The sequence below is a fragment of the Brevundimonas pondensis genome, from assembly GCF_017487345.1.
Lineage (GTDB): Bacteria > Pseudomonadota > Alphaproteobacteria > Caulobacterales > Caulobacteraceae > Brevundimonas > Brevundimonas pondensis.
In genome coordinates, this window is the sequence record NZ_CP062006.1 from 2,450,004 (window position 1) to 2,472,284 (window position 22,281).

The 22,281-nt window shown below is 68.3% G+C and carries 20 protein-coding genes; 11 read left to right on the forward strand and 9 right to left on the reverse strand.

The window, feature by feature from the left end; genetic code table 11:
* The first annotated feature begins 71 nt into the window (after positions 1 to 71).
* From IFE19_RS12220 to fba, 7 genes are all read left to right on the forward strand, one after another.
* On the forward strand, positions 72 to 2,159 hold the full coding sequence (locus IFE19_RS12220; RefSeq protein WP_207822690.1) for a carbon starvation CstA family protein: 2,088 nt from the start codon (positions 72 to 74) through the stop codon (positions 2,157 to 2,159).
* Positions 2,152 to 2,409, forward strand: a complete 258-nt coding sequence (locus IFE19_RS12225) for a YbdD/YjiX family protein (RefSeq protein ID WP_263972772.1) — start codon at positions 2,152 to 2,154, stop codon at positions 2,407 to 2,409. The genes IFE19_RS12220 and IFE19_RS12225 overlap by 8 nt, the downstream gene beginning before the upstream one ends.
* A gap of 56 nt (positions 2,410 to 2,465) precedes the next feature.
* A complete protein-coding gene (locus IFE19_RS12230; protein ID WP_207822692.1) occupies positions 2,466 to 3,758 on the forward strand; it encodes a S41 family peptidase in 1,293 nt (430 codons plus the stop codon).
* 114 nt (positions 3,759 to 3,872) lie between these two features.
* Entirely contained in the window at positions 3,873 to 4,880 is a 1,008-nt protein-coding gene (gene gap / locus IFE19_RS12235; RefSeq protein WP_207822693.1) for a type I glyceraldehyde-3-phosphate dehydrogenase, read from the forward strand.
* 169 nt (positions 4,881 to 5,049) lie between these two features.
* On the forward strand, positions 5,050 to 5,316 hold the full coding sequence (locus tag IFE19_RS12240; protein WP_207822695.1) for an endonuclease domain-containing protein: 267 nt from the start codon (positions 5,050 to 5,052) through the stop codon (positions 5,314 to 5,316).
* Positions 5,317 to 5,420: 104 nt separating this feature from the next.
* Entirely contained in the window at positions 5,421 to 6,614 is a 1,194-nt protein-coding gene (locus tag IFE19_RS12245) for a phosphoglycerate kinase (protein ID WP_207827615.1), read from the forward strand.
* 163 nt (positions 6,615 to 6,777) lie between these two features.
* Entirely contained in the window at positions 6,778 to 7,842 is a 1,065-nt protein-coding gene (gene fba, locus IFE19_RS12250; protein WP_207822697.1) for a class II fructose-bisphosphate aldolase, read from the forward strand.
* A gap of 65 nt (positions 7,843 to 7,907) precedes the next feature.
* Here the strand turns inward: fba and IFE19_RS12255 are convergent, their stop codons facing one another.
* Positions 7,908 to 8,546 carry a DUF2799 domain-containing protein gene (locus tag IFE19_RS12255; protein WP_207822699.1) on the reverse strand — a complete coding sequence of 213 codons (639 nt, stop codon included), beginning with the start codon at positions 8,544 to 8,546 and terminating at the stop codon, positions 7,908 to 7,910.
* A 79-nt stretch (positions 8,547 to 8,625) separates the two neighbouring features.
* Between IFE19_RS12255 and IFE19_RS12260 the strand changes: the two genes are divergently transcribed.
* Positions 8,626 to 9,627, forward strand: a complete 1,002-nt coding sequence (locus IFE19_RS12260; RefSeq protein ID WP_207822702.1) for an RluA family pseudouridine synthase — start codon at positions 8,626 to 8,628, stop codon at positions 9,625 to 9,627.
* 227 nt (positions 9,628 to 9,854) lie between these two features.
* Positions 9,855 to 10,739 carry an RNA polymerase sigma factor RpoH gene (gene rpoH / locus IFE19_RS12265; RefSeq protein WP_207822703.1) on the forward strand — a complete coding sequence of 295 codons (885 nt, stop codon included), beginning with the start codon at positions 9,855 to 9,857 and terminating at the stop codon, positions 10,737 to 10,739.
* A 44-nt stretch (positions 10,740 to 10,783) separates the two neighbouring features.
* On the opposite strand, the gene IFE19_RS12270 is transcribed toward rpoH, so the two are convergent.
* The 8 genes from IFE19_RS12270 to IFE19_RS12305 all read right to left on the reverse strand — a co-directional run bounded on the left by IFE19_RS12270 (position 10,784) and on the right by IFE19_RS12305 (position 20,668).
* Entirely contained in the window at positions 10,784 to 11,590 is an 807-nt protein-coding gene (locus IFE19_RS12270; RefSeq protein ID WP_207822706.1) for a response regulator, read from the reverse strand.
* A gap of 127 nt (positions 11,591 to 11,717) precedes the next feature.
* Positions 11,718 to 13,013, reverse strand: coding sequence for an adenylosuccinate synthase (locus tag IFE19_RS12275; protein WP_207822707.1), 1,296 nt, complete (start codon positions 13,011 to 13,013; stop codon positions 11,718 to 11,720).
* Between the two features lie 78 nt (positions 13,014 to 13,091).
* On the reverse strand, positions 13,092 to 14,252 hold the full coding sequence (locus IFE19_RS12280) for a phosphoserine transaminase (RefSeq protein ID WP_207822709.1): 1,161 nt from the start codon (positions 14,250 to 14,252) through the stop codon (positions 13,092 to 13,094).
* A 37-nt stretch (positions 14,253 to 14,289) separates the two neighbouring features.
* Positions 14,290 to 15,195 carry a DnaJ C-terminal domain-containing protein gene (locus IFE19_RS12285; RefSeq protein ID WP_207822712.1) on the reverse strand — a complete coding sequence of 302 codons (906 nt, stop codon included), beginning with the start codon at positions 15,193 to 15,195 and terminating at the stop codon, positions 14,290 to 14,292.
* Positions 15,196 to 15,276: 81 nt separating this feature from the next.
* Entirely contained in the window at positions 15,277 to 18,960 is a 3,684-nt protein-coding gene (locus IFE19_RS12290; RefSeq protein ID WP_207822714.1) for a baseplate multidomain protein megatron, read from the reverse strand.
* A complete protein-coding gene (locus IFE19_RS12295) occupies positions 18,961 to 19,404 on the reverse strand; it encodes an NlpC/P60 family protein (protein WP_207822716.1) in 444 nt (147 codons plus the stop codon).
* A gap of 113 nt (positions 19,405 to 19,517) precedes the next feature.
* Positions 19,518 to 20,054, reverse strand: a complete 537-nt coding sequence (locus IFE19_RS12300) for a DUF2163 domain-containing protein (RefSeq protein WP_318780447.1) — start codon at positions 20,052 to 20,054, stop codon at positions 19,518 to 19,520.
* 2 nt (positions 20,055 to 20,056) lie between these two features.
* On the reverse strand, positions 20,057 to 20,668 hold the full coding sequence (locus IFE19_RS12305; RefSeq protein ID WP_207822718.1) for a DUF2460 domain-containing protein: 612 nt from the start codon (positions 20,666 to 20,668) through the stop codon (positions 20,057 to 20,059).
* Between the two features lie 84 nt (positions 20,669 to 20,752).
* Here IFE19_RS12305 and IFE19_RS12310 point away from each other — a divergent pair, with 84 nt between their 5' ends.
* On the forward strand, positions 20,753 to 21,391 hold the full coding sequence (locus tag IFE19_RS12310) for a DUF805 domain-containing protein (protein WP_207822720.1): 639 nt from the start codon (positions 20,753 to 20,755) through the stop codon (positions 21,389 to 21,391).
* 125 nt (positions 21,392 to 21,516) lie between these two features.
* Positions 21,517 to 22,221 carry a DUF805 domain-containing protein gene (locus tag IFE19_RS12315; RefSeq protein WP_207822722.1) on the forward strand — a complete coding sequence of 235 codons (705 nt, stop codon included), beginning with the start codon at positions 21,517 to 21,519 and terminating at the stop codon, positions 22,219 to 22,221.
* The last annotated feature ends 60 nt before the right edge of the window (positions 22,222 to 22,281 follow it).

A 22,281-nucleotide genomic window follows, 5' to 3' on the forward strand; every position in this document is an offset into this window, starting at 1 on the left:
GGCGCCCGGGCCCTAATGGGTCCAGAAATGACGAAAGGTCGCACCAAGTCGGCCCGGAGGACCGTTTCGCCATGGGCAAGCTCAAGACCGCGCTAATTTTTGGCGCCATCGCCATACTGGGGGCGGTGGCCGTCGCCGTCATCGCCCTGCACCAGGGCGAGAGCATCAGCGCCGTGTGGATCGTGGTGGCGGCGCTGTGCGTCTACGCCATCGCCTACCGCTTCTACGCCCGCTATCTGGCCGGTAAGGTCATGGGGCTGAACGCGAAACGGCCCACGCCGGCCGTGCGGCACAACGACGGGCTGGACTATGTGCCCACGCCCCGCAACGTCCTGTTCGGGCACCACTTCGCGGCCATCGCGGGCGCGGGACCACTGGTCGGGCCGGTGCTGGCGGCGCAGATGGGCTATCTGCCCGGCGTCTTGTGGATCCTCGTCGGCGCCGTTCTGGCGGGCGCGGTGCAGGACATGATGGTCCTGTTCATGTCCACCCGCCGCGACGGTCGCTCGCTGGGCGACATGGTCCGCACCGAGATGGGCCCCATCCCCGGCATCATCGCCCAGGTCGGCGTGCTGATGATCATGGTCATCATTCTGGCGGTTCTGGCGCTGGTGGTGGTCAAGGCCCTGGCCGAGAGCCCGTGGGGAACCTTCACCGTCGCCGCCACCATCCCCATCGCCGTCTTCATGGGCCTCTACACCCGCTACCTGCGGCCCGGCCGCGTGGGCGAGGTCTCGGTCATCGGCGTGGTCCTGCTGATCCTGGCCATCATCGGCGGCGGTCATATCGCGGCTGATCCCTTCTGGGGCCCGGCCTTCACCCTGTCGGGCACGACGCTGGCCATCGCCATGATGGCCTACGGCTTCGTCGCCTCGGTCATTCCGGTCTGGCTGCTGCTGGCGCCGCGCGACTACCTGTCCACCTTCCTGAAGATCGGCGCCATCCTGGCCCTGGCCGTCGGCATCCTGATCGTGCGCCCACACGTGCAGATGCCCGCCATCACCCCCTTCATCGACGGCAGCGGCCCGGTCTTCTCCGGCGCCCTCTTCCCCTTCCTCTTCATCACCATCGCTTGCGGCGCCGTCTCGGGCTTCCACGCCCTGATCTCGTCGGGCACCACGCCCAAGCTGCTGGAGAACGAGAACCAGATCCCGCTGATCGGCTATGGCGCCATGCTGTGCGAAAGCTTTGTGGCCATCATGGCCCTCATCGCCGCCACGGTGCTGGACCCGGCCGTCTATTTCGCCATGAACAGCCCGGTCAGCATCATCGGCGACAACGCGGCCTCGGCCGCCGCCGCCGTGGCCCAGTGGGGCTTCCACATCACCCCCGGCGAGCTGGAGCAACTGGCCCGCGACGTGGGCGAGCACTCCATCCTGTCGCGCGCGGGGGGCGCCCCGACCCTGGCCGTCGGCATGGCCCACATCCTGTCGGGCATCATCGGCGGCAAGGCCATGATGGCCTTCTGGTACCACTTCGCCATCCTGTTCGAGGCCCTGTTCATCCTGACCACGGTCGATGCCGGCACCCGCGTCTGCCGTTTCATGATCCAGGATCTGCTGGGCGTCGCCATGCCGAAAATGCGCGAGACCAAGTCCTGGACCGCCAACGTCGTGGCCACGGCCCTGACGGTCGGCCTGTGGGGCTACTTCCTCTACACCGGCGTGGTCGATCCCCTTGGCGGCATCAACAGCCTGTGGCCGCTGTTCGGCATCGCCAACCAGATGCTGGCCGCCGTCGCCCTGATCCTGGGCACCGTGGTCCTGTTCAAGATGAAGCGCGAGCGCTTCGCCTGGGCCACGGCGGTTCCGGCGGTCTGGCTGCTGATCTGCACCCTGACGGCGGGCTTCCAGAAGCTGTTGCACCCCGACGTCAAGATCGGCTTCCTGGCCCATGCGCGGAAGTATCAGGACGCCCTGACCGCTGGCGACCTGCTGGCTCCGGCCAAGACGGCGGGCGACATGCACCGGATCATCATCAACGACTACGTCAACTCGGCCCTGACGGCGGGCTTCCTGTTCGTGGTCCTGACCATGGTGGTTTACGGCGTGCGCGCCTGCCTCAAGGCCCGGAAGATCAACCACCCGACCGTGGTCGAGCAGCCCGCCGCCCACGAGCTGACGCTGGAAGACGAAGCCATGGACATGGCCCGTGGCTAGGTCCTCGCCCGTCCCCCCGGAACCGGCTGGCGGCGCAGACCTGCTCTGCGTCTGCCGCGACACTCTGGTGCGGTGGGGCAAGGACGCCCGCCGCACCGCCAGCCTCATGGTCGGCCAGCCCGACTATGAGGTCTATGTCGCCCACGCCGAGGCGACGCACCCCGAGCAGCCGCCGCTGGACCGCACCGCCTTCTTCCGCCTGCACGAAGCGCGGCGTTTCGGGTCCGGCGGGGCTTTCCGCTGCTGCTGAGACGACCTTACCGCGAGTTCACTCGTCAAGCCGGGGCGACGGCATAAGCTGAGGGCATGAAAGCCCCCGCCCTCAGCCTCGTCGCCGCCCTGATGCTCGCCGCCTCGCCCGCGCTGGCGCGACAGGCCGAGGCCCCCGCTGCGCCCCGCGTGGTCGTCAACCAGATCGCCGCCGCCATCCGCGACGCCTATTTCGACCCCGCCAAGGCCGAGACCATCGCCGCCGCGCTGGAGGCCGAGGCCGCACAGGGCCGCTACGACGGGCTGACCGATCCACGCGATCTGGAAACGGCGCTGACCGCGCGGCTGGAACCCTGGGACCAACACTTCAGCGTGGGCCGCCCCGCGCCCTCAACGCCCGCCGCACCATCGGCGTCCGCGTCATCAAGCCTCGTCCCGGCGCCCTTCCCCGTGGTCGCCGCCCGCACCGGGCAAGGCTTCCGCGCAGTTGAGATCCTGCCCGGCAATGTCGGCCTGATCGACATGCGCTTTTTCGCCAACTTCGACGGGCCCGACGATCCCGCCCGCAAACAGGTCGACGCCGCGCTTCAGCTGGTTTCCAACACCGACGCCGTCATCATCGACCTGCGCAACAACGGCGGCGGTTCGCCCGCCATGGTCGGCTATCTGGTCAGCGCCTTCGTCGGGCCGGACGCCGATGTCTACAACCGCTTCCATTCCCGCCAGGGTGAAAGCCGCGAGGCCCCGGCCCATCCCTATGCCGCGCCGCGTGTGGACGTGCCGGTCTATGTCCTGATCAGCGCCCGCACCGGCTCGGCGGCGGAAGCCTTCGCCTACACGCTGCAAGCCGCCAAGCGCGCGACCATCGTTGGCGAGACCTCGGGCGGCGCGGCCAATCCGGGCGGTCCCGTCTTCACGCCCTCGGGCTATCGCGCCTTCATCTCCACCGGCTCTCCGACCAATCCCCTGACCGGCGGCAACTGGGAGAAGATCGGCGTCCGCCCCGACGTGGCCGTCCCCGCCGAGGACGCGCTGGACACAGCCTGGAAGGCCGCCCTTGCAGCTCAATCAAGCGCTGCGCCCGCCGCCGCGACCGAAGCCGCCTGGGTCCGCGAAGCCCTGAACGCGAACCCCGCAGCCCTCGACCTCGCCCCCTACCTCGGCGCCTACGGCGGTTCCGTGGTCCAGGCCAGCGATGACGGCCTGACGTGGAAGAACGAGCGCCGTCCGGCCTGGCGGCTGCGTCCCCTCTCCCCCGACCTCTTCTTCGACGTGGACGAACCCTATCGCCGCATCCGTTTCGTCCGTGACGAGGCGGGCCGTGTCACGGCGCTGGAGGTCCTGGACAGCCAGACAGGCCTCAGCCGCCTGCTGCGCCGCGCCGCCTAGGTCGGCTTTCCGTTACAGGCGATCACACCTTGTTACGGCGACGGGGTTGCAACCGCGCGCGCTCCGTCCCACTAAGGCGCCAATCATAACCGCCCTCGCTCAGGAGACCTCCCCATGACCGTTCGCGTCGCCATCAACGGCTTCGGCCGCATCGGCCGCCTCGTGCTTCGCTCGATCGTCGAGCATGGCCGCAAGGACATCGAGGTCGTGGCGATCAACGACCTGGGTCCGGTCGAGACCAACGCCCACCTGCTGCGCTATGACTCGGTGCACGGCCGCTTCCCCGGCACCGTGACGAGCGGAGAGGACTGGATCGACGTCGGCACCGGCAAGATCAAGGTCACCGCCGAGCGCGATCCGGCCAACCTGCCCCACGCCGAACTGAAGGTCGACATCGCCTTTGAGTGCACCGGCATCTTCACCTCCAAGGACAAGGCCTCGGCCCACCTGAAGGCCGGCGCCAAGCGCGTCCTGGTCTCTGCCCCCGCCGACAACGCCGACAAGACCATCGTCTTCAAGGTCAACCATGAGACCCTGACCGCCGACGACATCGTCGTGTCGAACGGCTCGTGCACCACCAACGCCCTGGCCCCGGTGGCCAAGGTGCTGAACGACCTGTTCGGCATCGAGCGCGGCTACATGACCACCATCCACGCCTACACCGGCGACCAGCCGACGCTGGATACGATGCACAAGGATCTGTACCGCGGCCGCGCCGCCGCCCTGTCCATGATCCCGACCTCGACCGGCGCCGCCAAGGCCCTGGGCCTGGTCCTGCCGGAACTGAAGGGCAAGCTGGACGGCTCGTCCATCCGCGTCCCGACCCCGAACGTCTCGGTCGTCGATCTGAAGGTCGTCGCCGCCCGCGACGTCACCGTCGAGGAAATCAACGCCGCGCTGCAAGCCGCCGCCGACGGCCCGATGAACGGCGTCCTGTTCACCACGACCGACCCGCTGGTCTCGTCGGACCTGAACCACATCGCCGCCTCGTCGACCGCCGCCCTGCCGCAAACGCAAGTCATCGACGGCAAGCTGGCCCGCGTCCTGAGCTGGTACGACAACGAGTGGGGCTTCGCGACCCGCATGGCCGACACCGCCCTGGTGATGGCCAAGTTCCTCTAAAAGCGAAATGCTGAGCCCTCTCCCGCTGGGAGAGGGCTTGAGCGCCCAAGAGCCGAAGGCGATTGGCTGCGCGAAAGGGTGAGGGTCGGCGGCCATGACTGTGGAACGCACCGCGTTCGCCCGCACGCTTCGACAAAAGTCCGGCCTTGCCGAACAGCGCGTCTGAGCCTTGTTACGCAGCGGCCGGATCGACGGGCACAAGTTCCGTCGCCAGCATCCGATCAGCCGATATGTCGCGGATTTCGCCTGCGACCACCTGCGGTTGGTGGTCGAGATCGACGGCGGCATTCACGATCAAGACGGCGTTGTAGCCCGCGACCACCTGAGACAGACCGAGCTCGAAGCCCTGGGATGGACCGTCCTGCGCTTCACCAACACCCAGGTGTTGAGCGAGCCCGAGCTCATCGCCGCCGCCATTCGCGCGCACGCGGCTTGATCACGCCCTGACCACGGCTTACGCCGACTGATACGTTCGACCCTCATCCGGCCCTGCGGGCCACCTTCTCCCACAGGGAGAAGGAAGACTTGGAACTGCTCCCCATGACCTTCCGCACCCTCGACGACGCCGCTGACCTGTCCGGCCGGACCGCTCTGGTCCGCGTGGACTTCAACGTGCCGATGGAGGGCGGCAAGGTCAGCGACGACACCCGCCTGAAGGCCGCCCTGCCCACCATCCACCGCCTGCGCGAAGCCGGCGCCAAGGTCGTCCTGCTGGCCCACTTCGACCGTCCCAAGGGCGAGCGCGTGGCCTCCATGAGCCTGCGCCCCGTGGTCGAGCCGCTGGAGCTGCTGCTGCACGGCCCCGTCCGCTTCGCCGACGACTGCGTGGGCGACGAGGCCAAGGCCGCCGTGGCCGATCTGGACGCCGGCGGCGTGCTGCTGCTGGAGAACGTCCGCTTCCACAAGGGCGAGGAAATGAACGACCCCGCCTTCGCCGCGCAACTGGCGGAACTGGGCGACCTCTACGTCAACGACGCCTTCTCGGCCGCCCACCGCGCCCACGCCTCGACCGAGGGGCTGGCCCGCCTGCTGCCCGCCTATGCCGGCGAGGCCATGAAGCGCGAGCTTCAGGCGCTGGACGCTGCGCTGGGCGCTCCGCAAAAGCCCGTCATCGGCATCGTCGGCGGGGCCAAGGTCTCGACCAAGCTGGACCTGCTCAAGAACCTGGTCGCCAAGCTGGACTACCTGGCCATCGGCGGCGGCATGGCCAACACCTTCCTGCACGCGCAAGGCGTCGATGTCGGCGGTTCGCTGTGCGAGAAGGACCTGGCCGACACCGCGCGCGAGATCATCGAGGAAGCCCGTCAGAAGGGCTGCGAGCTGCTGCTGCCGGTCGATGTGGTCGTGGCCAAGGGCGTGAAGCCGGGCATCGAGTCGGGCGTGCGCGCCCTGGACCGCATCGCCGCCGACGACCTGATCCTGGACGCCGGTCCTGAAACCGTCGCCCGTCTGGCCCGCGCCATGGACCTGTCGAAGACCCTGATCTGGAACGGCCCCCTGGGCGTGTTCGAGGTCCCGCCCTTCGACAAGGCCACCGTGGCCGCCGCCAAACACGCCGCCGAACTGGCCAAGGCCGGCAAGCTGGTCGCCGTCGCCGGCGGCGGCGACACCGTCGCGGCCCTGAACCACGCGGGCGTGGCCGACGACATGACCTTCGTCTCCACCGCCGGCGGCGCCTTCCTGGAATGGATGGAGGGCAAGGTCCTGCCGGGCGTCGAGGCCCTGCGCGCCTGACCTGACCTTTTTCCGGATCTTTCAGCCCCGTCTCTTTGCAGAGACGGGGTTTTCTTTGCCACAGGCTTTACAGAACACCGGATTGGTCCTGTTACACGGCGTGACTTCCATCCGCCTCCGGGCTAAAGCCTCCGCAAAATAATATTGGCTCAGGAGACTACCCATGGCGCGCATCACGCTGCGACAGTTGCTCGATCACGCGGCGGAAAACGACTACGGCCTGCCCGCCTACAACATCAACAACATGGAGCAGGGTCTGGCGATCATGGAGGCGGCCCACGAGGTCAACGCCCCGGTCATCATCCAGGCCTCGCGCGGCGCCCGCAACTACGCCAACGACATCATCCTGGCCAAGCTGATCGACGGCCTGGCCGAGCTGTATCCGCACATCCCGGTCTGCATGCACCAGGATCACGGCAACGGCCCGGCGACCTGCGCCACCGCCATCCAGTACGGCTTCACCTCGGTGATGATGGACGGCTCGCTGGAAGAAGACGCCAAGACCCCCGCCTCGTATGAATACAACGTCGACGTCACCCGTCGCGTCACCGAAATGGCCCACAGCTGCGGCGTCTCGGTCGAGGGTGAACTGGGCGTGCTCGGCTCACTGGAGACCGGCATGGGCGAGGCCGAAGACGGCCACGGCTTCGAGGGCAAGCTGGACCACTCGCAACTGCTGACCGACCCGGATCAGGCCGTCGACTTTGTCAAGGCCACCAAGGTCGACGCCCTGGCCATCGCCATGGGCACCTCGCACGGCGCCTACAAGTTCACGCGCCAGCCGGACGGCGACGTCCTGGCCATGAACGTGATCGAGGAAATCCACCGTCGCCTGCCCAACACCCACCTGGTGATGCACGGCTCGTCCTCGGTGCCGCAGGACCTGCAGGACATCATCAACGCCTACGGCGGCCAGATGCCCCAGACCTGGGGCGTGCCGGTCGAGGAAATCCAGCGCGGCATCAAGCACGGCGTGCGCAAGATCAACATCGACACCGACAACCGCATGGCCATCACCGGCGCCATCCGCAAGGTTCTGGCCGAGAAGCCCAGCGAGTTCGACCCGCGCGCCTATCTGAAGCCCGCCAAGGAAGCCATGAAGAAGCTGTGCATCGAGCGCTACCAGCAGTTCGGCTGCGAGGGGCAGGCCTCCAAGATCAAGCCCCTGTCCACCGCCCAGATGGCCAAGCTCTACGCCGCTGGCGACCTGGATCCGCGCATCGGCTGATCGGCCTCAACAGGTCAGACTGACTGAAACGCCCGCCTTCTTGCCGAAGGCGGGCGTCTTCATTTTCACCACACCCCATACCTTCCACCGACGGCCCCGATCACCGCCCGCGCCTCGATCTCGGCATAACGCAGCTCCTCCTCGGCCCGGCGCGCATCGCGGCGCGCGTCCTGAAGCTCGCCGCGCACCTCTCGGATACGCTCGCGAATACGCTGGCGCTGCTCGTCGGTCAGCCCGTCCTGCCGCAGCTCGCGCTGCTTGGCGTCCAGCTTGTCCTCACGATCGTCAATGCGGCTGATGGCCGAGTTCAGCGCACTCTCCGCCGAGGACACGGCCTGTTCGACCGCATGGATCTGTCGCCCGTCTTGATAGGCCGGCAGGAAGTCACGCTCCTCGGCCGGCGCGCAGACCCCGCCGTAGCTATTCCCCTGCCGCCCTTGCCGGAAACCGTTCTCCCAGGTGCAATAGGTCCGCAGCCCGTCCTCGCGCGCCGACAGGTAGGCGCTCATGTTCGGCGCCACGCCATATTTGGCGCAGGCCTTGGCATGGTCGTCCAGACGGCTGGTCTGATGCCCGGCCGCCCCGTCGCGCCAACCCTGACCGCCCCAGTCTCCGACCAGGCATTGATCCTCGTTCATGGTGGCGCAGCCGGACAGCAGGACCACGCCCGTTGCGGCGACGGCGGCGGCGATCAGAAACTTCATCTTCGTCCTCTCCGGGGCGTTTCACGCTGCGACCAAGGACAGATGAGGCCTCGTCCCGCAAGCCATGCTATTTCGCCCCATGGCCGATGAACCTTTGCTGACGGAAGACGACGACGCGGAAATGCTCGAGGCGCGGATCGACGCGCCCGGCGTCCGTCTGGACAAGGCCCTGGCCGCCGCCTTCCCGACCCTGTCACGCGCGCGTCTGCAGGCCCTGCTGGCCGAGGGCGCCGTCACCCGCGACGGCCAGCCGATCACCAGCGGCTCGGCCAAGGCGCAGGCGGGCCTCTACGCCGTCATCCTCCCGCCCGTCGTCCCGGCCACGCCCCTGCCCGAGGCCATCCCCCTGACCGTCCTTTACGAGGACGCCGACCTGATCGTCATCGACAAGGCCCCCGGCATGGCCGCCCACCCGGCGCCGGGCTGCGAGACCGGCACCCTGGTCAACGCCCTTCTGGCCCACTGCGGCGACAGTCTGTCGGGCATCGGCGGCGTGGCCCGCCCCGGCATCGTCCACCGCCTGGACAAGGACACCTCGGGCGTCATGGTCGCCGCCAAGACCGACCGCGCCCACCAGGGCCTGTCCGCCCTGTTCGCCACCCACGACATCGAGCGCACCTATATCGCCCTGACGCGCGGCGCGCCTACGCCTGAGAAAGGCCGCATCCAGACCCTGATCGGCCGCTCGCCCCATGACCGCAAGAAGATGGCCGTGCTCAAGGGGGGTGGGCGCGAGGCCGTCACCGACTATGTGGTGCAAAAGACCTTCGGCCAGCCCGCCAAGGCGTCCGGTGCCCCCATGGCCGCCCGCATCGCCTGCACCCTGCACACCGGACGCACCCACCAGATCCGCGTCCACATGGCGTCGAAAGGCTCGCCCCTGCTCGGCGACCCCGTCTATGGCTCGGGCAGCCCCGCCACGCCGGTCCGCACCGCCGTCGCCGAAGCCGGTCTGACCCGCCAGGCCCTGCACGCCGCCGTCCTCGGCTTCGTCCATCCCGTGACGGGAGAAGCCCTGCGTTTCGAGACCGCCCCGCCCGAGGACATGCGCCGGCTGGAGGAGCTTCTCGCCGAGCTCTGACGCCCTTCCACCACCGGATTTGATCCGCAACACACACTGTGCTAATAAGCCTTCACCCGAAACGGGTGGCTTGGGAGCCACAGTCACGCCTTCGTGTGACGATCCGCCCCTACACAAGGCGGCAACCCATACCCATCTGGATCGGTTGAGGGGTGAGGCGATGGCGCACGCATGTGGTCAGAGCCGCGACGCCTGCTCTGTGTTTTCGGTCGGAGGGACCACGTCTAATGGCTAACTCGACACTCGCGGTGATGTCGCCTGAACAGGGACTGTCGCGCTATCTCACGGAAATCCGCAAGTTTCCGATGCTCACCAAGGACGAGGAGTTCATGCTCGCCAAGCGTTGGAGCGAGCACCAGGACCCCGAAGCGGCCCACCGCCTCGTCACCTCTCACCTTCGTCTCGTGGCCAAGATCGCCATGGGGTATCGCGGCTACGGCCTGCCGATCGGCGAAGTGATCTCAGAGGGCAACGTCGGCCTGATGCAGGCCGTCAAGAAATTCGATCCCGACAAGGGCTTCCGCCTGGCCACCTACGCCATGTGGTGGATTCGCGCGTCCATTCAGGAATACATCCTGCGTTCCTGGTCGCTCGTGAAGATGGGCACCACCGCCGCCCAGAAGAAGCTCTTCTTCAACCTGCGCAAGGCCAAGAGCCAGATCTCGGCCTTCGAGGAAGGCGACCTGCACCCCGAGCACCTCGCCGCCATCGCCACCAAGCTAGGGGTGACGGAAGAAGAAGTCACCAACATGAACCGCCGCCTCGGCGGCGACGCCTCGCTGAACGCGCCCCTTCGCGCCGACGGCGAAAGCGAGTGGCAGGACTGGTTGGCCGACGACGATGCAGTGTCCCAGGAAACGGCCCTGGCCGACTCCGAGGAAAAGTCCATCCGCATGAGCCTGCTTGAAGAAGCCATGCAGGAACTGACCGACCGCGAGAAGCACATCCTCACGGAACGCCGCCTCAAGGACGATCCGGTCACGCTGGAAGAACTGGCCAGCCAATACGGCGTCAGCCGTGAACGCGTGCGTCAGATCGAGGTCCGCGCCTTCGAGAAGCTGCAGAAGGCCATGCGCGCCGCCGCCGAAGAACGGAACCTGGTCGACGCCTGATCGCGCTCAAGCAGCCGAAGGCGGTAGCGCAAAAAAGATGAGCCTCAGCCCGCCCGAGACAGGCTCTCGGGCGAGGCCAGGGCCAGCACGGCCCCCACTGGCCCGGCCAGGGTCGCCTTGGTCGGCGCACCCGCCGCCAGATTCGTCTCCAGACCCGCCGCTGCAATGGCCAGCGAAGCGTCGCCGGTCTTGATGGCCAGGGCCTTCAGCGTCTCGGCCTGCTGCTTGATGGCCCGCACCGCCTGCATGGGATCAGTGTCGAACTGGGTCAGGGCCGAGGCCAGAATCCGCATCGCCTGATCCTTGACCGCCACCACGGCTTCCGCCGCCGACGCCGGCTTGTCCGCCTTGCGCTTGCCCGGCCCGGCGTAGTCGTCGGAGTTGAAGCGGCGGCGATCCGGGCCGATGTAGCCCACGGCCTCGACCCAGTCGCGCGGCTTGGTGGCCAGGTTCTCGACCCGGCGGAACAGGTCGCCGCTGGTGAAGGGCTTCCTCAGAAACTCGTGCACGCCGGAATCTCGCGCGCCCTTGATAGTGCTGGCGGTGGCCTCGGCGGTGACCATGATGATCGGCACGCGGCGGCAGGACAGGCTGGAGCGCCGGATACGTCGCGCCAGGGCTTCGCCGTCCAGCTTCGGCCCGGTCCGCTCGGTCAGGATCAGACCCGGCTCCATCTCACGCGCCAGATCGATCACCCGCGCCTCGTCGCCCTCGACCGCGACATCGCGCGATCCAAAGCCTTTCAACAGGTCGGACAACAGCCGCGCCGCGGCGGGATTGGGATCGACGATCAGCACCCGGCGCACGACCGGGGCGATCTTCTGCATCGTCTTGGCGTCTAAAGCGAACAAGGCTCGGCTCCATCTGGAACCGGGAAGGTAAACTCAGGGGGTTAAGGCGCGGTTTCCCTTATCGGGACGCCGCGCCTCTCAACCTCAACCCTGGAAGGGGTCGTGCATCAGGCCCCTGTTTCAAGGCCTACCCTTGAAACGGGTCTCTCATAAGAATGGTGTCGTCCCGCTCGGGGCTGGTCGACAGCAGGGCCACCGGCGCCCCGATCAGCTCCTCGATCCGGCGCACGTATTTCAGCGCGTGGGCGTTCAGGTCCTTGAAGGTCCGCACGCCGCCCGTGCTCTCGCTCCAGCCTTCCAGCTCCTCGAACACCGGCTCGGCCGAAGCCTGATCCTTCAGGCTCGACGGCAGGTAATCCAGCACCTCGCCGTTGATGCGATAGCCGACGCAAATCTTCAGCGTCTTCAGGCCGTCCAGCACGTCCAGCTTGGTCAGGGCGATGCCGTCGATGCCGTTGATCGCCACCGACTGACGCACCAGCACGGCGTCGAACCAGCCGCAGCGACGCGCCCGGCCCGTATTGACGCCGACCTCGCGGCCCACGACCGCCAGATGCTCGCCGACCTCGTCATTCAGCTCGCAGGCGAAGGGGCCCTCGCCCACGCGCGTCGTATAGGCCTTCACAATGCCCAGCACATAGCCGACGCCGCGCGGCCCGATGCCCGAACCCGCCGCCGCCTGTCCGGCCACGGTGTTGGAGCTGGTGACATAGGGATAGGTGCCGTGGTCCACGTCCAGGAAGGCGCCCTGCGCCCCCTCGAACAGCACGCGCTTGCCCTCTTTCTGGGCCTGGTCCAGCACGCGCCAGGCCGGCTTCACATAGGGCAGGATCTTCGGCGCGATCTCCAGCAGTTGCGCCAGCAGGGCCGTCGGGTCGATCGGCTCCAGCCCCAGACCGGCGCGTAAGGGATCGTGGTGCGAGCGCAGGCGATCGATCTTGATTTTCAGATCGTCTTCGTTGGCCAGGTCGCAGACGCGGATGGCGCGACGGCCCACCTTGTCCTCATAGGCCGGGCCGATGCCCCGGCCGGTCGTGCCGATCTTGGCGCCCGGCGCGCTGGCGGCGGCCTCGCGCGCCACGTCCAGCGCCGGATGGATCGGCAGGATCAGGCAGGCGTTGTCGGCGATGGTCAGGATGTCGGGGGTGATGGCCACGCCCTGGGCCTGGATCTTCTCGATCTCGCCGACCAGGTGCCAAGGGTCCACCACCACGCCGTTGCCGATGATCGAGGGCTTGCCCTGCACCACGCCCGACGGCAGCAGCGCCAGCTTGTAGACCTTGCCGTCGACGACCAGGGTATGGCCCGCGTTATGGCCGCCCTGGAAGCGCACCACCATGTCGGCGCGATTGGACAGCCAGTCCACAATCTTGCCCTTGCCCTCGTCGCCCCATTGGGCGCCGACTACCGCGACGTTCGCCAAGATCGTTTCTCCGCAATCCAGAATGCGGTGGGAGCCTATACCCCCTGAATCGTCCGGAGTCGCCCCGAACGCGCAGAATTATCCGGCCAGTTCACTGACCGCCGTCTGGAACGCCCATTCCAGCCACGGCGTTGCACCCACCACGTCCGCTGTCTCGACCGTGCAGCCGCACCACAGACGCAGGCCCGGCGGCGCATAACGGTGCGGCTCCATGTCATAAACCGCGCCCTCGGTCTCCAGCAAAGCCTTGAACCGCTTCACAAAGGCCTTCTGCCCCGCCTCGTCCATCGCCGCGATGCGCGGATCGGTGAACTGCAGGCAGACCGAGGTGGTCGAACGGATTTCGGGCCGATCCGGCAGGAAAGCGACCCAGTCCGTCCGCTCCACCCATTCCGCCAGGGCCGCATAATTCCGCTCCGTGCGCCGGATCAATTCGGGCAAGCCGCCCGCGCCCCTGGCCCACTCCAGGGCGTCGATCCAGTCCTCGATGGTCAGGATGGAGAAGGTGTTGATCACCACCCCGTCCGCCAAGGTCCGGTCAAAGCCGGTCTTGTCGGTCAGGCGCAGCACCTTGGGGATCGACCGCTCGGGCCGATAGCTGTCCAGCCGCGCCACGGCGCGCGGCGACAGCACCATGACGCCGATGCCCGCCTCGCCGCCCAGCGCCTTCTGGAAGCTGAAGGTGGTCACATCCAGCTTGTCCCACGGCAGGTCCATTGCAAAGGCCGCCGAGGTCGCGTCGCAGATGATCAGACCCTCGCGGTCGTCGGCGACCCAATCGGCGTTATCCACCCGCACGCCCGAGGTCGTGCCGTTCCACGGAAACACCACGTCCTTCTTGGGATCGACCTGCGTCATGTCCGGCAACTCGCCCCAGGGCGCCGTCAGCACCTCGGGCTCCAGATTCAGATGGTCGCGCACATCCGTCGCCCAGACCTGGCCGAAGTTCTCATAGGCCACGACCTGCACCGGCCGCTCGCCCAGCATCCCCCACAGCGCCGCCTCGACCGCGCCCGTGTCCGATCCCGGCGTATAGAGCAGCACATAGTCTTCCGGCGGGCTCAGCACCTCGCGCGTCAGCTGCAAGCCATAAGCGAACCGTTCCACCACCTCCGGCGCGCGAATGCCCCGTCCCAGCAGATTGGTCGGCAGCCCCGCCAGCGACCACCCCGGACGCTTGGCCGTCGGACCGGCGGAGAACCACGGGCGAGCAGGCTTGGCGTCAGGCTTGGCAGTCATAGGCGTCGTTCCTCGGGGAGAAGGATAGAAGGTCGGCTCAACGTCCGGGCTTGTAGGGGCGCTTCTCGCGCCATTCGGTCGCGAACCGGATTAGCTCGTCGTCCGGCGTTTCCGGCAGGGTCACCGCCAGCTTGGCCAGCAGGTCGCCGCGCTTGCCGCCGGCATAGGCGCCCCTCCCCTTGAGCCGCAGCACCTTGCCGCTGTTCGAGCCCTTGGGGATGGTCATCATCACCGCGCCTTCGGGCGTCGGCACCTGGATCTTGCCGCCCAGCACCGCATCGGGCACCGACACCGGCAGGTCCATCGTCAGGTCCGCCCCGTCGCGTTTGAACACCGGGTGCGGCGCGATCTTCAGCTCGATCAGGGCGTCGCCCGCCTGACCGCCGCGTCCCGGCGCGCCCTGGCCCTTCAGCCGGATCGTCTGCCCGTCCGACGCCCCCTTGGGAATGACCACGTCCAGCATCCGTCCGTCCGAGAACTGGATGCGGCGCGTCGTCCCGGCGATGGAGTCTTCCAGACTGATGTCCAGCGTCGCCCGCACGTCCTGGCCCTTGCCGCCGCCGAAACCGCCGCGACCCGCCGTGCGCCCGCCGCCGCCAAAGGCGCCGAACAGCTCTTCCAGATCGATATCCTCGAAGCCGCCGCGTCCGCCCGAACCGCCGAACCCGCCAAAACCGCCCGAGCGACCGCCGCCCCCCGGCGGCGCGCGAAACTGCTCACGCCCGTCAGCGTCGATCTCGCCGCGATCATACTTGGCCCGCTTCTCGGCGTCGCCCAGCAGGTCAAAGGCGGCGGTGATGCGCTTGAACCGCTCCTCGGCGGCCTTGTCGCCCGGGTTCTTGTCCGGATGCAGTTCCTTGGCCAGCTTGCGGAACGCCTTCTTGATCTCGTCCGCGCTCGCGCCTCTGGCAACGCCCAGTTCCTTGTAGGGATCGCCAGCCACGTTCGCTTCACTCCGAGATCAGAAAAAGACCAGAGCGTCAGTTAAGCCATGCGCCCCCCCGCTGGAAGGGGTTGATATGGTTTAGACTAGGCGTGCGACCGCCTCCGTCCCCCAGCCATAGCCATCCCCCCACTGCGCCACGGCGAACCGCGCGCCCTCGCCAACGCCGCCGGGCCAGTCCGCCGCCATCTGCGCCACCGAATAGACGGTCTCCAGCCCCTCGACCTCCCAAGCCCGTTTCTCGACCGCACCGTCCAGAACACGCACCCGGAATTGGCGCGGATCGACTTCGGCCTGCTCCACGTCCCAGCCCTCGCCGTGCACCCGCACACGCGGCGTCCAGGAGATCAGCCTGCCACCCGTCGCTGCGAGCACCCGCAGCCGCGCTGGCCGCCAGGGCCGCACCGCTCGACCACGCCAGACGAAATCGACCTCGGCAGAACCGCTCCCGCCCGGCGGCGCGCCTGCAGTACCGGCCCGCCAGACCCGAGACAGCCCCCGTTCAGCCGCCGCTACGTCCGCGCGCGGCATGTCCCGTTCCAGAAACACCAGAACCGCGCCGGCTGCCGCGCCCGCCGCCGTCGCCGCCTCGCTTCCCTGCTGTCCCCGCAACAAGCCCGTCAACCGCCAGACGCCGCCTCCCATGAGCTCCGCCCGGCGATACTGCACCAGCTCCCATCCCGCCGCCGTCTCCAGCACCAGGCTGTTCCCGCCCCCCAGAACCCCTTTCGGCTCCAGACTTTCCGGCGCCCGTCCTTCGATGCGCGTCATTATGGCGTTGGCTTCGTCCCAGCGCGCGACCACGCCCCGCCCGATCGGTTCGGTCAGCACCCCGACCGTCGCGGACCGTTCCACCATGGCGCGCGGCGTCAGAACCGCTGCATTCTCCCCTCCATGCACCACCATCGGCGTCCAGGGGTCGGCGGCGACCGCCACCACCGGCCGCACGTCCTCCTCAGCCCCGGGCAGAGGCGGCAGATCCAGCAACCTCAGGAAGGGTGCGCCGATCACCGCTGGACCGTCCCCCGGCCGCCAGTCCGTCGGCGCCTCGTCGGCCCGCACGACCACCACCGGCTCCAGCACCGCCGACGGCTGCTCATCCACGTCCAGTCGCGTCACGCGCCAGTCGCCGGCCCGGCCTTCCACCCGGACGATCTCGCCCGGCTCCAGCCGCAGCGCCTCCAGCGGCCCCAGTCTCACCGTCAGCCGATCCGTCTCGCCCCCCGTCGTCGCCAGCGTCCGCCGCGCCAGCGCCCCGGCCACGCCCGCCCCGCACACGGCGGGAAGCTCCAGATCAACTCCGCCACCGTCGCCCGCGCCGCGCACCACCACCGACCCGGTCTGATAATCCGCCGCCTCGTCGATAAACCGCACCCGCGCCGCGCCCGGCCTCGGCTCCAGCGACCGATCCGCCACGACGCTCGCACCCTCGTCCGGCAGGGCCAGCGCCGCCGCCATCAGCGTCAGCCCCGCAGCCATCTCGCCCAGCACGGCGATCCGCCCGCCGCGCTCGGCCGCCGTCGCGCCCAGCCCCGCCAGCAGCGGCTCCAGCGCGTCGCGCGTCCGCATCGGCCGGTCAATCACATAGCCGGCGATCTCACCGTCCAGCGCCCCGATCTCGAACGCCTCCTCCTCCAACCCGCCGCGCTTCAACAGGGCCGCGACCATATCCGCCGCCTCGCCGCCCATCCGCCCGTTCAGCCAGTGTCCGGCCCGCCACGCCCCGGCGTCGGCCCAGACCTCGCCCCGCGCCGGAAAGGCCGGAAACGGCCGCGCGTCCCAGCACCAGGCGTCCGCCCCCTCGACCATCCGCCCGCCATAGACGCTCGACACCGGATTGTTCTGCACATCCTCGAAATGCGTCAGCACCGCCTCCAGCGCCCGCCGCTGCATCCGGTCGTCGCGCGCCCCGCTCGAGTACGGCGGCAGGGCGTTCTCCGAACTCTTGGGGTCCTGGAACAGGTTGGGCGCATTGCCGCCCCGGTCCACCGCCGCACAGCCGAACTCGGTCAGCCGGATCGGTTTCATTCCTGGAACCCAGGGCGTCGGCATCGACGACCGCGCGCCCGCGACCCGCTCATGATGCGGGTTCGACCACCACCCCTTCAGGTCCTTGGGTCGATACAGCCAGTCCTCGCCGTGCGCCCCATCGACGATGGGCGTGCGCACCTGCGCCGTCCGATCCGCGGCGCTCGCATAATGCCAGTCAAAATGCTCGCCGCCCGCCACCTGCGCCGCCAGATAGGCCGGATCAGACGCCCCCTCGAACGCCGCTGCATCCAGCCCGCCATCGCCCGCCCGCCAGTCACCCAGCGGCGGATACCAGTCGACGCCGACGTAATCGATGTTCGGATCGGCCCACAAAGGGTCCAGATGAAACCGGACCTCGCCGTCCTTGTGGAACCCGAAATACTCCGACCAGTCGGCGGCGTAGCTCAGCTTCACCTCAGCCCCGACAATGGCCCGACACTCCGCCGCCAGAGCCCGGAACTGCGCCACAGCCGGAAAACCGCTGCCCGCATCGCGCGTCCCCGTCAGCCCCCGCATCTCCGAGCCGATCAGCAGGCCGTCCGCCCCCTCCTCCGCCGCCATCCGCGCATAGTGCAGCGCCAGCCGCCTCAGCCCCCAGCCCTCCGCCGTCCCGAACAGGGCGGCGACCTCAGCCGCCGCCCCCGCGCCGTCCGTTCCCGCCACGCGCCCGCGCCACGGATAGCCAGGGCAGTCCATGAAGACGAAGGGATACAGCGTCACCTCCAGCCCCCGCGCCTTCAGGCTGCGGATCGCCTGGCGCACGCTCTCGTCCGACGGCGTCCCGCCATAGGCCGGCCCGCCGTCCACCTGGGACACCAGATGCGCCTCATGCCGCTCCAGCCCCGCCACGCTCCAGGCCAGCGGCTTCGTGACCTTGTCGCGCCGGTCCACGCCGGGCCGGATGCGGCAATGCCCCGCCCGCATATCGTCGCCGAACCAGCCGACGATCAGGCTCACCCGCTTTAGGTTCGGCGCCTGGACCATCAGGTGATCCAGCGACACCTCAATGTCGGCCCGCCCCTCCGCATTGTTGACGTTCTCGGCCGTGCTCTTCGTCAGCCCCTCGCGGCGCATCACCGCTTCCGTCGCCAGACAGAACTCCCCCGCGCCGGGGATCAGACAGACCCCTTCCAGACGGTCCTCCAGCCGCCGCTCGGCGCCCTTCGGCCGACGAAACACCTCAAACGCCAGCTGCGGCGCCCGATTGCCGAACGGCCCCAGCGGCAGGTCCTCGAACACTACATAGGCCGTGCCCCGGAACGCCGACGCCGCCCCTTCGACCGCCTCCATCAACGGATCGGGCGTCTGATCCGCCGCGCCGCGATGCACCCGCATCGTGACCCCGGTCAGGTCCAGCGGCTGACCGTCGGCCCAGACACGGCCGACCCCGTCGATCGCGCCTTCGCCCAGCCCCATGGCGAAGCTCAGCGAGTATTCGTACTCGACCGTCTTCGGCCCGCCCTTGCCGCCCGACCGCTTGTGCTTGGTCTCCAGAAACCGCGCAGCCCAGATCACCTGACCCACCACGCGCGCCCGCCCGAACACACAGGCCATCGGCGCCCCGTCCGCCGACGACTGCAGGCTCAAGCCTTCCAGCCGCGGCCCCTTCTGCCGCGCCGGCGACAGGCTGGCGATCACGCGATTGTCGATCGCCCGCCCGATCGTCGCGCCGACAAAGGCGCCCACCGGCCCGCCGATGGACCCGCCGACCGTCGTCAGAACCACCTGCGCCATCTATGTCTCCTTCATCACCGGCCAGCGGAAGGCCGCGGCCAGTCTTCGCCGCCACCACGGCCCCATCCAGCTCTCGACCACCGACCGCCCCCAATAGGCGTGGATCATCCTCCACTCCGGGCCGTCATGGGCCGACAGGATGGCGCAGTGCTTGACCGGACAGCCCGCGCTCATGCGGAACAGCAACACATCCCCCGCCTGGGCCGTCGTCAGCGGAATCTCGACCAGCCGCCGCCTTGCCGCCTGCAACAGCATCTCCTCGCCCCCGACCTCGGCCCAGTCGGCGCGATAGGCGGGCGGCGCCTCGGGCTCCTCGCCCACCAGCTCGCGCCACACCCCGCGCACCAGGCCAAGACAGTCCGCCCCCTCGCCCTTCACGCTGGCTTGATGCCGATAGGGCGTCCCCAGCCATCCGCGCGCGGCGGCCACCACATCCCCCCTCATCGCCGGCTCCCGCCGTCGTTGCGTGCGCTCTCCACCGGTCGCGCCGTCAGGAAGTCGTCGCCCGGAATGTCGGGAAAGCCCTGGAAGTTGACGCCGTTTTCAAAGGTCCCGACTCAGGTCGCCCACCGCTTGTCGCAGTTCCGCCCGCCAATCGTCGCCGCGCTCAACCCACAGCGCCCGTCGCCCAGAACCGCGTCGCAGGTCCGGCCATAGGTCCGCCCCACCACCCGCTCCAGCGCCGCCATCGGCCCGTCCAGATCGGCGACAAAGGCTCCGTTGTCCCGCCGGATCCGCGCCAGGGCGCCGGCCCAAAGCCGCACCGCCAGATCCGGTCGCGCCCAGTCCAGGCGCCACAGCGCAATCTGCGCCCCGTCATAGAGACCCGCAGCGATATCCGCCTCGGTGATCGCCTCGTCGTCCAGTCCGCCCGACGCCGACAGTCCGCCTGACGTCAGCCCCGCCTCACCCTCGCCCGCGCCCGCCGTCCAGCCGCTGCCCGCCCGACAGACCACGTCCTCCAGCATCAGGTCCCGATCATGATCGGTGAACCCCATCACCGCGCCGTCCACCCGCCTCAGCACCCAGGCATGGCACAGCGTCGCCGCCCCGCTCTCGATGCGGGCGGCCATCTCCTCCGGTATATGGCGCATGCCTAGACTCGCACCTCGATCAGCGGCATGGCGACCATCCGTCCGGCGCCGAAGCTCTCCAGCGTCACCTCGATCCGGTCGGCGTCGAACCGCACCGGCGTGTCGAAGACAAACCCCGCCGTCACCGCCGCGCCCGAGCCTGGCGCCGCCGCCAGCGTCACCTCACCCGTCGTGTGATCGACCTCAAACCCCGTCGTCTCGACGCCCCCGACCGCCACCCGCACCGAACCCTCGACCGGCTTCGCAATCCGCCGTTCATGGTCGCCGTAGGCCTTGCTCAGTCTAAAGCTCCGCCGCGTCCCATCACCGACGCCGATCCCCTGATCCGTCGCCGAAACCGCCTCGCCCGGCGCGCAGCTCTTGAAATCAGCGAAGTCCCGGAACCGGAACCCGTACAGCCGCCCGCGTCGCGCCTCGAAAAAGGCCGTCAGCGCCGCCATGTCGTCCAGCGACCGCAGCCCCGCCCCGATCAGATAGCGCCGTCGCCCCTCGGCCCAGGGCGTCGAGCGCCGCTCGAACCCAGACCCCAGGGTCGTGATCTCCGTCCGCCGCTCGACCCCGCCGGTCGATCCGAACGCCAGCCGTGTCGGCAGACGCACCTCATGAAAGGCCATCAAAGACTCCCGTTCTCTTGATTTTCAGCAACGGCCCGTTCAGGGACCAGAAGCGGTCGCTCCGATCGCGTCGGAGGAGCCGGCATGCGCGGTGAAGTTCTCAGCTATGACGCCATCACCGATCATGGTCTGATCAGCGGCGACGACCTGATGCGCTACGGCTTCTCGCGCGCGGACGTCGCCGGCCGCGAAGAGCCTGTCCCCGGCTTGCGCGTCGACTTCATTCCGCTCGAAGAGCGCGCTTCGCAGATCATCCTGCTTCAGGTGCAGGACCGCGGCCTGCCCGCCTCGGCCTTCGCACCGGGCGAGGCGCCTTTGGGCATGTGGGCCTATTTCGTCCGCTGCATCCGCCAGAAATATGTCGACGGCGAGGGTCGCGCCCGCCGTCTGGAATACTGGTCCTTCGTCCTGTTCGCCTGGCTGACGATGACCGGGGCCATGCTGACGATCTTCATGGTCACGGCGCTTCTCGGCGGCTTCGATGGAGACACTCCGCCCGTCACCACCATGTTCGCTCTGCTGCTCGTCTTCGGATGGATGCTGTTGCTGGCCATTCCCGGAATCAGCGTCGCGGTGCGTCGCCTGCACGACGTCGGCCTCAGCGGCTGGCTCTATCTTCTGACCTTCATTCCCTATGTCGGGGGCCTGTTCATGCTGGTCATCGGCTGCATTCCCTCCCAGCCGCATCCCAACGCCTATGGTCCGGCGCCGCGACGCTTCTGACCCGATTTGAGATTCGTTCTTAAAATCCGCACCTAAGGTCACGCTTCGACTTGTCTGGAAACCGCTGCTCGGCCATGCTCGCGTCCAGACGGCCGGGGGCCGTTCAGATCCAGGGAGACTTGCGAGTGCGCGGTGAAATTCTCAGCTACGATGATGTGTCAGGCACTGGCCTGATCAGCGGCGACGACAGCCTCCGCTACGGCTTTGGCCGTTCAGCGATCCAGCCTGGCGGCGTCATCGCCGTGGGCGCCCGCGTCGACTTCGTGCCCGAAGGCCTTGAAGCGACCCAGATCATGGTTCTGGGCGGTTCACCCGCCGCCGCCGCCTTCGGCCAGGCCGCGAACAGCTCCTACGTCGCCCGCGACACAGGCGGCGGCTACGACTTCGCCAGCGCCATGTTCTCGTTCAACGGCCGCCTGCGTCGCCAGCACTTCTGGATCAGCTGGCTGATCCTGTTCGGCGCCGGCTTCGTCACCGGCCTGATCCCCATTATCGGCGGCCTGATCGGCCTGGTTCTGATCTGGCCGAACGTGGCCATCACCGTCAAACGCCTGCACGACATGGGCAAGACCGGCTGGTTCGCCGTCATTCCCTGGGTCGCCAACATCGTCGGCATCGTCATGATCATCAGCGCTGTCGGCATGTCGATCATCACCAATCCCCAGGCCTTCGAAAACGAAGATCCCTCGGCCGTACTGGCCATGTTCGGCTCCATGATGGGCGGCATCGCCGTCCTCTTCCTGGTCAACCTAGCCTTCCTGCTCTGGATCGGCATCACCGACAGCGAGCGTGGCGACAACCGCTTCGGCCCCAACCCAAAGGGCGAATAAAACCAAGGGGCGCTCTTCGGAGCGCCCCTTTCCTTTGAAGGCTATCGTCCCGCGCGGCTC